Raw genomic sequence first — 15,230 nt, forward strand, 5'->3', positions numbered from 1 at the left:
TGGCTGATCGGAATGCCCGGAGAGTCAGAGGCCTTCGCCCATGAAGACTTTGCCTTTGACAACGAAAAGCCGCGGTTCGAAATCGAGCTTCCTGCTTTTGCCATCTCCAGGCTGCCGGTGAGTAACCGGGAGTTTATGGCGTTTGTCGACGATGGCGGTTATGAGCGCCCGGCGCTCTGGTCCTTTGGTGGCCGCAAATGGCTGCAGACCGAAACGGATATTGCCCTTGCCCAGGGCGAGACCGGGCCGGTGATCCGGGCCCCGAAGCATCCGCTGTACTGGCGGCTGCACAATGGCCAGTGGCAGGAGCGGCTGTTTGACCGATGGCAACCGGTGAACCCGGATGCGCCGGTGGTTCACATCACCTACTGGGAAGCAGAAGCCTGGTGCAACTGGGCGGGTCGCAGACTGCCTACCGAGTATGAATGGGAGGTGGCGGCTCTCGGTAACCGGCCGGGTGAGCCATTCCGCCGTTTCCCCTGGGGCAATGATCCGGCGACCCCTGAGCGGGCTGACCTTGGTGGCAGAAACCTGGCCCAGAACCCGGTCACTGATTACCCGGAAGGTGACAGCGCCTTTGGCTGTCGCCAGATGATCGGCAGCGTCTGGGAATGGACCAGCAGCCAGTTCTTCCCCTACGACGGCTTCAAGATTGACGTCTACCCGTTCATGTCGACCCTTCAGTTCGGTGACCACAAAGTCACCAGGGGTGGCGGCTGTGCAACGTCTTCTAACCTGATCCGCGGTACCTATCGACAGGCCTACCTCGCCCAGCGCAACGATGTGTTCACCGGTTTTCGTTCCTGTGCATTATCTGATACCTGAGGACATACCATGAATGTTTATGAAACCGATGAGCTGCTGAGCCAGTATCTGGATTTCCATTTTGGCGAGAGTCACTTTGGCGTTGGTAACTATCCGGCGCGCTGCGCGCGGATCTGTCAGCAACTGATGGCCGGACATGACAAGGGCAAGGCCCTGGATCTCGGATGCGCGGTCGGCCGGGCGGCGTTCGAACTGGGCCGGGTTTTTGATGAAGTCGTCGGGGTGGATCTGTCTGCGCGATTTGTAGACGCCGCCGCCACTTTGCAAAAAGATGGCGCCATCGATTTTTTCCGGCGGGATGAAGGCCAGCTGGGTGAGCGCGTCACGGTCACCACGGCGGAACTGGATCTGTCCCGCGCTGCCCACAAGGTTGCTTTCGCCACCGGTGACGCCTGCAATCTTGCCGAGGAACATCGGGACTACGATCTGATCTTTGCGGGAAACCTGATTGATCGCCTGGAGGATCCGGCTGCCTTTCTGAAGGGTATTCACAGTCGCCTGTCAGCGAACGGCACCCTGGTGATCAGTTCGCCCTACACCCTGCTGGAGGAGTTCACGCCACGGGCCAACTGGATTGGCGGGTTTGAACTTAACGGGCAGCCAAAAACCGTGCTGGATGGCATGCGGGAGATTCTGGCTGATCATTTTGAGGAAATTCTGAAACCCCAGGACGTGCCTTTTGTGATCCGGGAGACCCGGCGTAAATACCAGCACACGATTGCCGAGCTCAGTGCCTGGCGTCGCATCCGCTGATCAGTCTTTGCGGGTGAAAAAAGCAGTCTGGGAGGGGTGGCCGACATCGGGGACAAACTCCCCGATACCGCCGAAACGAACCTCGTAGCCATTGCGATCAGCCACGCCGCGCGCCCAGCGCTGGAACTTGATCCGGTCCCACTCAAACTTGTGGTCTTCCTCGCGGAACTCACCTGGCGCGAGGTCAAACAGGGGGTTGTACTCCCTGTTCGGCGTGGTCATGAACAGACAGCCGGGTCGGAATCCGGCAAATACCGCCAGCTCAACCTTCGACAGCTGCTCCGGTCGAACATGCTCGATTGTTTCCACCATTGCCGCCGCCTCGAAGCCGGTCAGTGCGGGGTTGCGCTCGGCGTAGGAGCCGTGGACAAGCTGTATCCGGCACGGGTCTTCATTCAGGAATTTCTCCAGGACAGAGCGGGCCTGCCTCAGCGAAACGCCGGAGTCTTCCAGGCCGGTCACCCGCTCAAACTGGTCATCCGCCAGTAACCGGTACAACAGGGAACCAGAGCCGCAGCCAAGATCCAGTACTGTACGGGCACCGGTGGCCCTGATGGTTGTGAATACGAAATCCAGACGCTCCTCATGCAGTGAAGTCATCTGGGTCATGGTGTCTGCTCTGGAACCCCCGGGCTGGTACATTAAATCGTGCCTAGCGTTGGTGACCGGGTGTCCCGGATATGGCTGGCCAGCGCCACGCCGGTCTCGCTCATGGTCAGGTAAGCCTCGTCGGCACCTGCCTTGCGGATTTTCCTGGCTTCATCCTCGTACATGGTGTGGGCCACGATGTAGCCAGTGAAGCCCTTGCGACGCAGCATGCGGGCTGCGATCAGCGTGCCCTCGATGTCGCTCATGGCAAGGATGACCGCCTCCAGTTTCGGCATCTCCAGCCCCTGCCAGAAGGTGTTATCCTCGGCATCGGCAAAAACCACATTACGGCCTGCTTTCTGATGGGTCCGGGCTTTCGTCGGGTCGGAGTCCAGCCCGATAAGGTGCGGCTCGGATTCATACAGCCAGTCGTAGGCGGCGGTGCCGGTCCGGCCCATCCCCATAACCAGCACCCTGGTATCACCCAGGGAAATCGGCTGTTCATCCGGGTGGTGGGTGTCGCTTTCAAACCGCACCAGCGGGCGGGAAACCCGCTCATAAAGGGAGTGGGAAAGGCGATTGAGAGGGGCGGAGATCACGAATGACAGTGACACTGTAATTGCCAGTGGAATCAGCCATTCGGGAAGCGCAACACTGGCCACAATCAGGCCGAATTCACTGTAGTTGGTCAGCGTCAGGGCGCTGAGGAAACCACTGCGGGCGCGGAGCCGGAACAGCAAAAGCAGGAAAAAAAACAGGATCCCTTTCAGCGGCAGTACCAGTGCGGCAATGACAGCAAATATCAAGGCGTCACCAGCCGGCAGCCCGCCGATACCGATCTGCAGGAAGAAGCCCACCAGAAAAATCTCTTTCACGCTCCAGAGGGACCTTGCCAGCTCCTGAGACCGGGGGTGGTTGGCCAGCATGGCACCGAATACCAGGGCGCCCAGCTCGGAGCTGAGACCGACCGCCTCGAAGCCCAGCCCGCCAACCACCAGCGCCAGCAGCAGTCCCAAAAGAACCAGCAGTTCGTCGTGCCCGCTGGCATCCAGCAGTTTGTAGAGCAGAGGCCGTAAAAGTGGCAGGCCGAACACGATTAATGCCCATTGTGATGGGCTCTGTCCGGCCGCCAGACTCATTACCACCAGGGCAATCAGATCCTGCACGATCAGGATGCCAATGGCGACGCGGCCATGGAACGCCCGCAATTCGCGCTTGGTTTCCAGCACTTTGGCTGCCAGCACCGTGCTGGAGAAGGAAAGGGCGATGGCTAGGAGGAAGGCGGTTTGCCACTCCAGTTCCATCAGCAGATAAAGGCCGGGGGTGAAAACCGCGCAGGTAATGGCGAAATGCAGAAGGCTTCCGCCGATGACTTCGCGGCTTACAAGGGAGCGTAGTTTCAGCTTGAGGCCAACCGTAAAGAGCAGCAACAGCACGCCCAGGTGGGCAATATGCTGGAGCACATCGGTGGCTTCTATGGTGATGTCGGTGGCGGCGGAAATGCCGCTGAGGGCGAAACCGGCGGCAAGATAGCCAACCAGTGGCGGTAACCCGACGGTCTTGACCAGAAGGCCAAGGCCGAAAGCAAATGATATCCAGATAGCTTCAGGCATGAGTTACTTCACGATGAGTGAGCCGACCCCGGTAAGGCTACCGTGTTTCCGCCAGAAATTCACGGACCAGTTGGGCAGACTCTTCCGGCACCTCTACCATTGGCACGTGGCCAACACCTTCAAGCAGAACCTTGCGGGCATCAGGAATCCGGTCGACGAACACGTCGGCATTGCGATGGTTGATCACCCGGTCTTCCAGGCCCCAGACAACCAGAACGGGCGCTTCGATGCGGGTAATTGCCTGGCGGAAATCCGGCCCATATCCACTGTCGCGAATGGCCGCAAAAATCACCTCGTTTATTTCGCGGTTGGCGATGGCTTTTTCTTCCATGACCTCGTAGATCGGCCAGGGCGCAAAGGGCTTCTTTTCCATGACCAAATCCATGAGCCGCTCAAAGTCGCCTTCTTTTTTCGGAATCAATGGGTTGTCGCCTTCTGCGACCTGCTCCACCAGTTCGCCTTCATATTCCAGAATGCCGGCCGGATCAAACAGCACCGCCGAGCGGATCTGGTCCGGGTAGGTGGCGGCGTAAAGTGCGGTAATAGCCCCACCCATGGAATTGCCCATCATATGGGCCTGGTCAAGACTCAGAGCTTTGAGAATTTTTGCCAGGTGTGAGACCTGGTCTTCAAAGCGGTAGCCCAGGTCCAGCGCCTTGCTGCTGTCGCCATGGCCGGGCAGGTCGACGGCATAGATGTTGTATTCGTCCGTGAGTTCGGCCGCCAGGCGGGTCCAGCTGTCCTTGTTGGCGCCAAAGCCGTGCACCATGACGATGGATTCACCGGCTACCGGGCTGGCATTGCTCAGGTAGGCAATGGTCATGTCGTCTACCTGAACGGTCGATTCGGTGAGCCCCGCCGCAGAGCGCTCCCAGTTGATGGCATTTTCATACAGGGTCTGGCGGGAACAGGCGCCAAGCAGCATTGTGGCGATCAGGAGTATGATCACGACAAGGGTGGTGCGGGGTTTCATGGGGAAGCGCTCCTGGCAGAATGGTTTCAAACGTCTGTTTGCCGAGTCGCTAACACTACCCCAAAAAAAGACCCGGTCAAGGACCGGGTCGAGGGTTTTAAGAGCAACAATCAGAAATCAACACTGACTCCCAACGAAGCCGTGCGCGGCAGATTTGGCCGGGCGCCATCCGGCAGACGCGAAACGATCCGTTGCTGATCAAACAGGTTGTCGACCTTCAGGAATACATCCGCATTGCGGGTAAGCGCATACCGGCTGATGTAATCGACAGTAACCAGCGATTCGGTCTCATCAAGGTTGGTGGCCGTATTGTTGCAGCCCGCCTCGACGCACATCTCATCGAGGTAGCTGGCCACCAGGTAGTTGTCCCAGCCGTTCTGGTGCTCCAGACCTACCCGCAGGCTCATCTGGTTTTCGGGCACATCCTTGAGCTGCTCACCCTTTGCCAGACCCGAGGTGGCATTGTCTTCGCTGATTTCAGCCCGGGTGTAGGTGTAGGTGAGGTTGACCGGCAGGTAGAAGGCTCCGGCCCGGGTTCCTGTCTGCAGCTGGAATTCAACCCCGGCAATTTCCGCTTCCCCGGTTACAAAGCTGCCTGAAGTGGCGCCATTGCTGCATGGAGAGCCCACGGAGCAGTTCTCGGCCTTGTTGGAGAAGTCGCTGTAGAATCCGATCATTTCCGCAAAGAAGGCGTCGCCAAAGTAGCGGGCACCGAGCTCAAGGTTATTACTGGTTTCCGGGTCCTCATTCGCCCTGGCCCCGCCACCCAGGGGAGAGAAGCCGCGATGTGCGCCACCCAGCAGCTGCCAGCTCGCTGACAGGTCATAGGTGAAGGAGGCTCCGGGCAACAGCTCGCTGCTGTCGTTGCTGCGGGTGCTGTCGATCGTGGCGCGGGTGGCATCGGCGTACTGGGTGCGGCTGGTTTCGACATCCTCATAGCGCAGGGCGAAGTTGAGGTTGAGCCGGTCAGTGGCCTGCCACTTGTCGAGCACCCAGAAGCTCAGGGCCTCGCCGGTTTCAAAGCGATTGTTACTGCCGGTGGGGGCAACGGTATTCTGGAACACCAGCGAACCGTTGACCTGATCGTAGACATCCACCGGCTGGAAGCGGTCCATTTCATCTTCGTGGTAACGGGTGCCGAAGGCCAGCTGGTGGGCGCCGAGGTCCAGGTCAAAGTTGACCTGCACACCTTCGGAGACGTATTCCCGGTTATTGTTCTTGTAGTCCAGGTCAGTGACATCAACTGCGCCGTCGAGGATGCCCTGGGCATTGGCGTCGCCATCATTGGCATCATCGACAAAGCTGCCGCCGCCGTCGAGCTTGAACCAGTTGCGCTCAAACCAGTTGTGGTAGAGGGTCGCGGTGCTGCTCAGACTGTCGGTCCAGGCGAACTGGTGGGTCAGGTTGACGCTGTAATGTTCGTTGTTCATCTGGTCGATGCTGGACAGACCGTAGCGCCGGTCGGGATCCCGTTCAAAGTCGGCATCCGTCAGGCCAAGGTAGCTGGCGTTGGAGGTTTCCTCAGAGTATTGAAGCTTGGCAGTCACACTCTGGCGATTACCCTGCCAGCGCAGTTTGCCGACATAGTCCTCGATATCAAAACCGGTATCGCGGTTGCTACGGTCAATGTCCTTGAAGCCCCGGGCGGAACGCTGGACCGTTTCCAGCAGGTAACTCCAGTCGCCGGTCTTATCGCCGTGGGTCACATGGACGTCGGTGGAACCACGTTCACTGGTTACAGCTTCGATCTGACCCTGCCGCTGGTCGGGAATGGGTGTGGAGATCAGGTTGACCACGCCGCCGGTGGTCTGGGGGCCGTGACGCAGCAGCGGCGCACCCTTGAGCACTTCCACCGAGGACATGCGCTTGATGGTGGGGAAATAGTAGGCAGCCGGGTTGGAGTAGGGGGCCGGGGCGATCAGCACACCGTCTTCCATCAGGGTAATGTTATTGCTGCGTTCGGCGGTGGCGCCGCGGATACCGATATTGGGGCGCAGGCCGAGGCCTTCCTCTTCCCTCACGTAGACGCCCGGTACGGTTTTCAATACCCGGTGAATGTCCGTTACAACTTCGACTTCCATCTGTTCGCTGCCGACCACATAGCCGGAACCGGGCAGGGTCTGGGCTGCCGAGGCTTCGCCGATAATTTCGATGGGCTCAAGAACCCGGGATTGGGTATCACTGGCAGCCCAGCTGGCGCCGGGGGCGAGGCAAATGGCCACGGCCAGTGACAGGGGGGAACGTTTGAACATACAGCTGATCTCCATCCTCATTAGGTAATCTAAAGTTTAACGATAATCATTACCATTAACGTCGGAAGGGGAAGCTACGTTGTGCTAACTATAAAGTCAATAGTCAATGTTTATGGGCTGTAATGGACAGGTTTTGAGGTGGGGAAAATCCCCGGCCTGTCCGGGGATTCTGGAGGTTGCCGGGCGCAGCCATCCGGCTCAGGTGGTTTCCCGGGCAATAGCCCGAAAGGCGATATCGCCGCGGTAGAAAACCCCCTGCCACTGGATGCTCCTGGCGAGCTTGTAGGCCCGCTGCTGGGCTTCAGTCACGGTGTCGCCAAGCGCGGTGGCACAGAGCACCCGACCGCCATTGGTGATGACCTGATCGCCATTGAGCCTGGTACCGGCGTGGAATATTTTCTCACCGGCAACCTCCGTTCCCGGCAGCCCGGAAATAACGTCGCCCTTGTTGTAGCTGCCGGGATATCCCCCGGCGGCCAAGACAATGCCCACCGAGGCACGTTCGTCCCAGTCCGAATGGCACTGGTCGAGTTTGCCGTCGATGGCCGCACCACAGAGCTCGACCAGGTCCGATTTCATGCGCAACAGGATGGGCTGGGTTTCCGGGTCACCGAAGCGGCAGTTGAACTCGATCACCCTGGGGGTACCGGATTTGTCAATCATCAGGCCTGCGTATAAAAAGCCCTGGTAGGGATGGCCTTCCGCAGTCATGCCACGGACGGTCGGGTGGATCACCTCGTCCATGATGCGTTGGTGGATATCGGGCGTGACCACCGGAGCCGGAGAGTAGGCGCCCATACCGCCGGTATTGGGGCCGGTATCGCCGTCACCGACGCGCTTGTGGTCCTGGGACGTAGCCATCGGCAGCACATGTTTGCCATCCACCATGACAATGAAGCTGGCTTCCTCGCCTTCCAGGAATTCCTCGATCACCACGCGGCTGCCAGCGTCACCAAAGGCATTACCGGCCAGCATGTCGCGAATGGCATGTTCCGCTTCCGCCAGGGTCATCGCCACAATAACGCCCTTGCCGGCGGCCAGCCCATCGGCTTTTACTACGATAGGCGCACCCTGTTTGCGAACGTAGGCCAGGGCCTGATCGACATCGGTGAAATTGGCGTAGGCCGCCGTGGGGATCCGGTGGCGTTCCAGGAAGTCCTTGGTGAAAGCCTTGGAGCCTTCCAGTTGCGCTGCTTCAGCACTGGGGCCGAAAACCCGTAGTCCGCGCGCTTCGAAGCGGTCGACAATGCCGGCTACCAGTGGCGCTTCCGGGCCGACAATGGTCAGGCCCACCGTGTTGGCGGCGGCAAACTCTGCCAGGCCGTTGAGGTCCATGACATCAATATTGATGTTTTCCAGACCGGGTTCGCCGGCAGTGCCGGCGTTGCCGGGGGCGACAAACACCCGGTCTGCAGCAGGGGACTGGGCGGCCTTCCAGGCCAGGGCGTGTTCACGGCCGCCGGCGCCGATTACCAGAATGTTCATGACTCTCTCCCCATCAGTGCCTGAAATGCCGCATCCCGGTGAATACCATGGCAATACCATGCTCATTGGCCGCGTCGATCACCTCCTGGTCGCGCATCGAGCCACCGGGCTGAATCACTGCGGTAATGCCTGCCGCGGCGGCGGCATCAATGCCATCCCGGAACGGGAAGAAGGCATCGGACGCCATCACCGAGCCTTTCACTTCCAGGTTTTCATCAGCGGCCTTGATGCCGGCGATTCTTGCGCTGTAGACCCGGCTCATCTGGCCCGCACCAACGCCGATGGTGCGGCCTGCCCTGGCGTAGACAATGGCATTGGATTTGACATACTTGGCCACTTCCCAGGCAAACAGCAGGTCGTTCAGTTCCAACTCGGAGGGCTGGCGTTCAGTAACCACTTTTACGTCTTCCATGGCCACCATGCCCAGGTCACGGTCCTGCACCAGCAAACCACCGGTGACCCGCTTGTAGTCCATGGACCTGACGCGCTCGCCATCAAACTCGCCACAGGCCAGCAGGCGGATGTTCTTCTTGGCCGCTAACAGTTCCACGGCATCGGCGGCAATTGCTGGCGCGATGATGACTTCCACGAACTGGCGGTCGATGATGGCTTTTGCCGTCTGTGCATCCAGCTCCCGGTTGAACGCAATGATACCGCCAAAGGCCGATGTTGGATCGGTGGCAAAGGCCAGGTCATAGGCCTGCCGGATATCCGTACCGATCGCCACGCCGCAGGGGTTGGCGTGTTTGACAATAACGCAGGCCGGGTCGGCGAAAGGCTTCACACACTCCAGCGCAGCGTCTGTGTCGGCTACATTGTTGTAGGACAACTCCTTGCCCTGCAGCTGCCTGGCGGTGGCTATACAGGCTTCCCGGGGCTGGCGCTCGCTGTAGAAAGCGGCACGCTGGTGCGGATTCTCGCCATAGCGCATGTCCTGCACTTTCACGAACTGGGTATTGAAGGTACGGGGCAGGTCGGGATTGTCGTTGTCGGCAGTGCGGCCACCGAGGTAGTTCGCAATGGCACCATCGTACCCGGCCGTGTGCTCAAACGCCGTTACCGCGAGGTCAAAACGGGTCTTCTGGGTCAGCTGACCGCCGTTGGCTTCGAGTTCTTCAAGCACCCGACCATAGTCAGCGCTATTCACCACAACGGCCACGTCGTTGTGGTTCTTGGCAGCAGCACGAACCATGGTTGGTCCGCCAATATCAATGTTCTCGATGGCTGTTGCCAGGTCGCAGTCCGGTCTGGCCACGGCTTCCTCGAACGGATAGAGGTTTACGATGACCATGTCGATGGGGTCGATACTGTGCTCTGCCATGACCGGGTCGTCGGTGCCGCGGCGACCAAGAATACCGCCGTGAATTTTCGGGTGCAGGGTTTTTACGCGGCCGTCCATCATCTCGGGGAAGCCGGTGTGATCACTGACTTCGATGACCGGTACCCGGTTTTCCTTCAGCAACCGGTAGGTGCCACCGGTGGAGAGCAATTCGATGCCGCGATCGGTCAGCGCACGGCCGAACTCAACGATACCGGTTTTATCAGACACGCTGATCAGCGCGCGACGGACGGGGGTATTAGCCTGATTTGCCATGGGTCACTTATTGCTGCTGGTATTAACGAATGAAGGCCTCGCGAATGTAGTCCGGGAGGCCCTCGTTGAAGTCGGGTAGCTGGATTATAGCAGACCGTACTGTTTGAGTTTCTTGCGCAGGGTACCGCGATTCAGGCCGAGCATGGTGGATGCCTTGGTCTGGTTGTTGCGGGTGTACTTCATCACCTGCTCCAGCAGTGGCGCCTCCACTTCTGACAACACCAGCTGGTAAACCTCGGTGACCGGGGCACCATCAAGCTGGGCAAAGTAGTTTTTCAGGGCAACTTCAACGCTGTCGCGAAGGGTGACGGCGTTGCCGCTGCTGTTCAGCGTCTGCAACTGGTGAATATCATCGTGGGCGGACTGGGTTGTGTTTTCTGTAGCCAAAGTGTCAGCGGTCATGCTGCAAATACCTCTCCATTTCGTAAGCTTGAAAAATACTGGCGGATGCTTGCTTTCTGCTCTAACGGATCATCAATGGCGTTAAAGCGTTTGCGGAACTGTTTGTCTTCATCGTGAGACTGCAGATACCAGCCCACGTGTTTTCTGGCGATTCGCACGCCCATTGGCATGCCATAGAATCGGTGCAGTTCTTCCAGGTGGCCACTGAGAACCATTTCGACCTCGTCCAGCGGTGGCAGCGGACGCTGGCTGCCGGTTTCCAGAAAATGCAGGATTTCACGGAAAATCCAGGGTCGCCCCTGGGCACCACGGCCAATCAACAGGCCGTCGGCACCGGTGTATCTCAGGACGTCCCGGGCCTTTACGGCACTGGTGATATCGCCATTGGCAAAGACCGGGATACCGACCTGCTCTTTCACCGCGGCAATGGTGTCGTATTCGGCTTCACCCTTGTAGGCATCCGCCCGGGTGCGGCCGTGAACTGCCAGCGCCTGAATGCCTGCGTCTTCTGCCATGCGGGCGATCAGCGGGGCATTGCGGTTATCCCGGTCCCAGCCGGTGCGCATTTTCAGGGTGACCGGGATATCCACGGCGGCAACCACGGCCCGGAGAATTTCACCCACCAGCTTTTCGTCTTTCATCAGCGCCGAACCCGCTGCCTTGTTGCATACCTTCTTGGCCGGGCAGCCCATATTGATGTCGATGATCTGGGCGCCGGATTCGGCATTGAGCCTGGCCGCATTGGCCAGCATGTCCGGGTCGCCACCGGCAATCTGTACCGACCGTGGCTCGGGTTCGCCGTCATGGTTCAGCCGGGTCTGCGATTTTCGCGTGTGCCACATACTGCTGTCTGCGATCACCATTTCCGACACCGCCAGGCCCGCCCCCATTCGCCGGCAGAGCAGGCGGAACGGACGATCTGTCACCCCTGCCATGGGGGCAACGACCAGTGAATTCGGCAGGGTATACGGCCCGATGTTTGCCGTTGGCAGCATATTCTCAGTCCGTGTTGGGGCGGATTAAGCGAGCTCGAGCGGAAGGATTGCCTGATTAGTGACCGGTTTCCACTCGAAGGGGCGTAATGATACCGCTGCACCGGATGCTATTGAAGGGGTCAGAGTCGCAAAAACTGATTATTTTTCGTTCTGTCTGAAGGACGTCTGGTCGCTCCGGTAAGCTCTGCCCGAGCCCTGATACCAACTTTCCAGGTCAGATTTCCGCGTCAGGGCTCTTGCGCCCGGAAAACGATGTTGTAGTTAACAGCGTCTTTGCCCGGGTCGCGGATATTGATCAGTATACGCACAGGGGTATCCGGTGGCATGGCCTCCAGCTCCCGACCGTCGCCTGCCAGGTACTCCTCAGGCGTGAAAACGCTCTGGGCGACGATATCATTATTGAGATTTGAAAAGGTAAGTGCGATGGCCGGGAACGGCTGTTCGAACGCGGCCCTGTTAGTGATTACCGCATCGACAATAAGCTGGCTGCGATTTTCGGGATTGGTTTTGACCACCAGTTTCCGGGTCTGTATTGACTGAACGTCAACCAGTGGTTTGAGCTCGCAGTCAAATATCTCGCAACCCTGAACATAAAATGGCCGGAGTTGCGGGATGGAGGACAGGCGGTCAAACTGGAACCAGACGACCTGCGATACCAGTCCGCCCAGCAGAGCGAGGATCACCAGGAACCAGAGAAATCCCCGCAGGCGTCCGCCGCCGCCCCCGGAAAAAGCCACCGGCTCGCGTCGAAAATTCTGATAGGGCGATTCGGGCCGGGATGGCTGCGGGCGATCCTGCAGCTCTGTGGGGGCCAGGTCCAGGTCCAGATCCCAGGACGGGGTGCTGTCAAAAGCCGACGACTCTTGCTTGAAGTTGTCTGGCGACGGCGATTCATCGAACCCTGACGGCTGCGGCTCATCAATAAAGAAGCCATCGTAGTCATCTTTTACCGGCGTCGGTGGTTTTCTAATTTCTGTTGATTCCGGTTCCGGTTCCGGTTCCGGCTCAGGCTTCTTTTTCGGTTCCTTGTCATCGGAAAGCATGGCTTCGGCCCAGCTTTCGTCGATGGGCTCTCCAGCTTCCTCGTCTTCCTCGACAGCGAACCCTGTTGCCTTTTGTTTTTCGTTGAATGATCGGAAGCTGTCACTCAGTTCATCTTCATTGAACGTCAGCCTGGTGCCGGTATAATTGCTTTCAGCCGCGTCTTCTGCAGGGTTGTCGGCAAACAGCACATCGTCTTCCGGATGTGCTGCCTGCTCTTTCGGAACGGGTGCGCCGGGCTTCGGGATCTTGTGTTCAACTGCATTGAACACCGACATGCAGTTGCCACAGCGCACTTTGCCACCAGCCACACTCAATTGGGCGTCCGTCACCCGGAACCGGGTGTCGCATTTGGGGCAGTGGGTCTGCAGGCTGCTCTGGGTCATGCCGGGTTCCTGTCAGCGATCTTGCTACGAGTTAGGCAGTTTAGTCGGTTCGGTCAGCTTCGTCATCCGTCGTGACGTCGTCCTGTGAGCCTGGTCCACTCCTCGCGCTGTTCAGGCTCGTCCATGACAAACCAGGGCTCGTATGCTGCCATCACCTCTCTGGCCTGACTGGAAAGAATGCCGGACAGGACCAGGTGGCCGCCAGGTTTCACTTTGCCTGCCAGATGGGACGCCAGGCCGATGAGCGGTTGCGCAAGGATGTTGGCAAGCATCACGTCCGCAACCCGGTCGGGCTCCTCTTCTGGCAGGTAAAGATCCAGCCGGTTTTGGTCCACGTCATTGCGCCGGGCGTTCTCCCGGCTGGCTTCCAGTGCCTGTGGGTCGGTATCCACGCCAGTGACGTGGTCTGCACCGAGTAACAGGGCCGCCAGACCCAGAATGCCGGAGCCGCAGCCGTAGTCGATTACCCGTTGCCCGCTGACATCCTGGCCGTCGAGCCATTCAAGGCACAGTGCGGTGGTCGGATGCGTGCCTGTGCCGAAGGCAAGGCCGGGGTCGAGGGACAGATTGGCAGCTTCCGGGTCCGGGGGCTGGTGCCAGCTGGGTACGATCCATAAACGGCGGCCAAACTGAATGGGTCTGAAATCCTCCATCCACTCACGTTCCCAGTCCCGGTCTTCCACCAGGGTGACGTCAATATCCGGCAGTGATTGCTGGGTCTGCTGATGCCAGGCGTCCTTGATATCGCTGCAGAGCTGGTCGATGTCGTGCCGGGAATCAAACAGGCCGGTTACGCGGGTCTGGTGCCAGAGTGGTGTGGTTCCGGGATCGGGTTCGTAGAGGGGCTGGTCGGCGGCGTCTTCCATGGAAACAGCCTCAGCGCCCATTTCCATAAGCAGATCCTCCAACTGATCGGCATTATCCGGATCAGCCGGGATCTGTAGTTGTATCCAGGGCATGCTCAGTCCCGTATCAGTGTTTCCAGGTAGTGTATGGTGAAGTCTACCTGTTTAAAACCGCCATCGCGCACCAGTTTCCGGTGCAGCGGCTGATTGGTCTTGATGCCTTCAACCAGCAGCTCGTCCAGAGCATTCTTCATTCTGCGTCGGGCGATCTCCCGGTCGTCGCCCCAGGTGATCAGCTTGGCCACCATGGAATCATAATAGGGCGGTACGGTGTAACCGCTGTAAAGGTGCGAATCCACGCGAATGCCGTTGCCGCCGGGGGCGTGGAAGTGATTTACCCGGCCGGGGCTGGGGACGAAGGTTTTCGGATCCTCAGCATTGATCCGGCATTCCATGGCATGGCCGGAAATCTTGATCTGGTCCTGGGTGTACTGCAGCGGCAGGCCACTGGCAATGCGAAGCTGTTCGCGGACAATATCCACGCCGGTCACCATTTCCGATACCGGATGCTCCACCTGGACCCGGGTGTTCATCTCGATGAAATAGAAAGCGCCGTCCTGATACAGGAACTCGAAGGTTCCGGCACCAACGTAGCCGATTTCCTTGCACGCATCCACGCAGGCCTTGAGGGTCTTCGCCCGTGCCTCCTGGTTGATGTTGGGGGCCGGAGCTTCTTCAATAACTTTCTGGTGGCGACGCTGCATCGAGCAGTCGCGATCTCCCAGGTGAATCACGTTGCCATGGGTGTCGGCAAGTACCTGCACTTCCACATGGCGCGGGCGCTCAAGGTATTTTTCCAGGTAAACGGTGGCATCGCCGAAAGTGTTCTGGGCCTCGCTCTGGGTAATCTGGACGCTCTTCAGCAGTGCTGCTTCCGAATGCACTACCTGCATGCCGCGGCCGCCACCGCCCGAGGCTGCCTTTATGATCACCGGGTAACCGATTTCACGGGCTACCCTCAGGGTGTGTTCATCGTCGTCGGTGATGGGGCCGTCGGAGCCGGGTACCGTGGGAACGCCCGCCTTGATCATGGAGTTGATCGCAGAGACCTTGTTGCCCATCAGCCGGATGGTTTCTGCCCGGGGGCCGATAAACCGGAAGCCGCTTTTTTCCACCTGCTCGGCGAAATCGGCGTTTTCCGCCAGAAAGCCGTAGCCGGGGTGAATGCCCACCGAGTCAGTCACTTCGGCAGCGCTGATGATGGAGGGGATGTTCAGATAGCTTTCCGTTGCTCTGTTGGGGCCGATACAGACCGATTCATCGGCCAGGCGCACGTGCATCAGTTCGCGATCAATCTGGGAGTGAACGGCGACAGTCTTGATGCCCAGCTCCTTGCAGGCGCGCAGGATACGCAGGGCAATTTCACCGCGGTTTGCGATAAGAACTTTTTCTAACATAGCCATGAGGGAGTCACCGGT

13 protein-coding genes are annotated in these 15,230 nt (G+C 59.0%); 2 read left to right on the forward strand and 11 right to left on the reverse strand.

Annotated elements, in window-relative coordinates; genetic code table 11:
- Together VJ956_RS07715 and VJ956_RS07720 are read left to right on the forward strand one after the other, a co-directional pair.
- Nucleotides 1-825: SUMF1/EgtB/PvdO family nonheme iron enzyme (locus VJ956_RS07715; RefSeq protein WP_324083510.1), on the forward strand; the 825-nt coding region annotated here is incomplete at its 5' end.
- 9 nt (nt 826-834) lie between these two features.
- A complete protein-coding gene (locus VJ956_RS07720) occupies nt 835-1,578 on the forward strand; it encodes a putative 4-mercaptohistidine N1-methyltransferase (protein WP_324083511.1) in 744 nt (247 codons plus the stop codon).
- Here the strand turns inward: VJ956_RS07720 and VJ956_RS07725 are convergent, their stop codons facing one another.
- The 11 genes from VJ956_RS07725 to accC all read right to left on the reverse strand — a co-directional run bounded on the left by VJ956_RS07725 (nt 1,579) and on the right by accC (nt 15,215).
- A complete protein-coding gene (locus tag VJ956_RS07725; protein WP_324083514.1) occupies nt 1,579-2,187 on the reverse strand; it encodes a methyltransferase domain-containing protein in 609 nt (202 codons plus the stop codon).
- Nucleotides 2,188-2,219: 32 nt separating this feature from the next.
- Nucleotides 2,220-3,779 carry a cation:proton antiporter family protein gene (locus VJ956_RS07730; RefSeq protein ID WP_324083515.1) on the reverse strand — a complete coding sequence of 520 codons (1,560 nt, stop codon included), beginning with the start codon at nt 3,777-3,779 and terminating at the stop codon, nt 2,220-2,222.
- 37 nt (nt 3,780-3,816) lie between these two features.
- Nucleotides 3,817-4,752 carry an alpha/beta hydrolase gene (locus tag VJ956_RS07735; protein ID WP_324083517.1) on the reverse strand — a complete coding sequence of 312 codons (936 nt, stop codon included), beginning with the start codon at nt 4,750-4,752 and terminating at the stop codon, nt 3,817-3,819.
- Between the two features lie 110 nt (nt 4,753-4,862).
- Complete coding sequence (locus tag VJ956_RS07740; RefSeq protein ID WP_324083518.1) at nt 4,863-7,004, reverse strand: TonB-dependent receptor family protein; 2,142 nt, start codon at nt 7,002-7,004, stop codon at nt 4,863-4,865.
- 198 nt (nt 7,005-7,202) lie between these two features.
- Nucleotides 7,203-8,489: a phosphoribosylamine--glycine ligase gene (gene purD / locus VJ956_RS07745; RefSeq protein WP_324083520.1), complete on the reverse strand. Its 1,287-nt coding sequence runs from the start codon at nt 8,487-8,489 to the stop codon at nt 7,203-7,205.
- A 13-nt stretch (nt 8,490-8,502) separates the two neighbouring features.
- Nucleotides 8,503-10,083: a bifunctional phosphoribosylaminoimidazolecarboxamide formyltransferase/IMP cyclohydrolase gene (gene purH / locus VJ956_RS07750; RefSeq protein ID WP_324083522.1), complete on the reverse strand. Its 1,581-nt coding sequence runs from the start codon at nt 10,081-10,083 to the stop codon at nt 8,503-8,505.
- An 84-nt stretch (nt 10,084-10,167) separates the two neighbouring features.
- Entirely contained in the window at nt 10,168-10,485 is a 318-nt protein-coding gene (gene fis / locus VJ956_RS07755; protein WP_324083524.1) for a DNA-binding transcriptional regulator Fis, read from the reverse strand.
- Entirely contained in the window at nt 10,482-11,477 is a 996-nt protein-coding gene (gene dusB, locus VJ956_RS07760; protein ID WP_414674403.1) for a tRNA dihydrouridine synthase DusB, read from the reverse strand. The genes fis and dusB overlap by 4 nt, the downstream gene beginning before the upstream one ends.
- A gap of 230 nt (nt 11,478-11,707) precedes the next feature.
- A complete protein-coding gene (locus VJ956_RS07765) occupies nt 11,708-12,907 on the reverse strand; it encodes a DUF3426 domain-containing protein (RefSeq protein WP_324083528.1) in 1,200 nt (399 codons plus the stop codon).
- A 62-nt stretch (nt 12,908-12,969) separates the two neighbouring features.
- Nucleotides 12,970-13,866 carry a 50S ribosomal protein L11 methyltransferase gene (gene prmA, locus VJ956_RS07770; protein ID WP_324083530.1) on the reverse strand — a complete coding sequence of 299 codons (897 nt, stop codon included), beginning with the start codon at nt 13,864-13,866 and terminating at the stop codon, nt 12,970-12,972.
- Between the two features lie 2 nt (nt 13,867-13,868).
- Nucleotides 13,869-15,215 carry an acetyl-CoA carboxylase biotin carboxylase subunit gene (gene accC / locus VJ956_RS07775; RefSeq protein ID WP_324083532.1) on the reverse strand — a complete coding sequence of 449 codons (1,347 nt, stop codon included), beginning with the start codon at nt 15,213-15,215 and terminating at the stop codon, nt 13,869-13,871.
- Nucleotides 15,216-15,230: the final 15 nt, after the last annotated feature.

Origin of the sequence: Marinobacter sp. (assembly GCF_035268745.1) — a bacterium.
Lineage (GTDB): Bacteria > Pseudomonadota > Gammaproteobacteria > Pseudomonadales > Oleiphilaceae > Marinobacter.

What these genes read in the sequence shown, in the direction of transcription:
- VJ956_RS07720 (WP_324083511.1), top strand. Translation starts at nt 835, where the DNA reads ATGAATGTTTATGAAACCGATGAGCTGCTGAGCCAGTATCTGGATTTC.
- VJ956_RS07725 (WP_324083514.1), bottom strand. Translation starts at nt 2,187, where the DNA reads ATGACCCAGATGACTTCACTGCATGAGGAGCGTCTGGATTTCGTATTC.
- VJ956_RS07730 (WP_324083515.1), bottom strand. Translation starts at nt 3,779, where the DNA reads ATGCCTGAAGCTATCTGGATATCATTTGCTTTCGGCCTTGGCCTTCTG.
- VJ956_RS07735 (WP_324083517.1), bottom strand. Translation starts at nt 4,752, where the DNA reads ATGAAACCCCGCACCACCCTTGTCGTGATCATACTCCTGATCGCCACA.
- VJ956_RS07740 (WP_324083518.1), bottom strand. Translation starts at nt 7,004, where the DNA reads ATGTTCAAACGTTCCCCCCTGTCACTGGCCGTGGCCATTTGCCTCGCC.
- purD (WP_324083520.1), bottom strand. Translation starts at nt 8,489, where the DNA reads ATGAACATTCTGGTAATCGGCGCCGGCGGCCGTGAACACGCCCTGGCC.
- purH (WP_324083522.1), bottom strand. Translation starts at nt 10,083, where the DNA reads ATGGCAAATCAGGCTAATACCCCCGTCCGTCGCGCGCTGATCAGCGTG.
- fis (WP_324083524.1), bottom strand. Translation starts at nt 10,485, where the DNA reads ATGACCGCTGACACTTTGGCTACAGAAAACACAACCCAGTCCGCCCAC.
- VJ956_RS07765 (WP_324083528.1), bottom strand. Translation starts at nt 12,907, where the DNA reads ATGACCCAGAGCAGCCTGCAGACCCACTGCCCCAAATGCGACACCCGG.
- prmA (WP_324083530.1), bottom strand. Translation starts at nt 13,866, where the DNA reads ATGCCCTGGATACAACTACAGATCCCGGCTGATCCGGATAATGCCGAT.
- accC (WP_324083532.1), bottom strand. Translation starts at nt 15,215, where the DNA reads ATGGCTATGTTAGAAAAAGTTCTTATCGCAAACCGCGGTGAAATTGCC.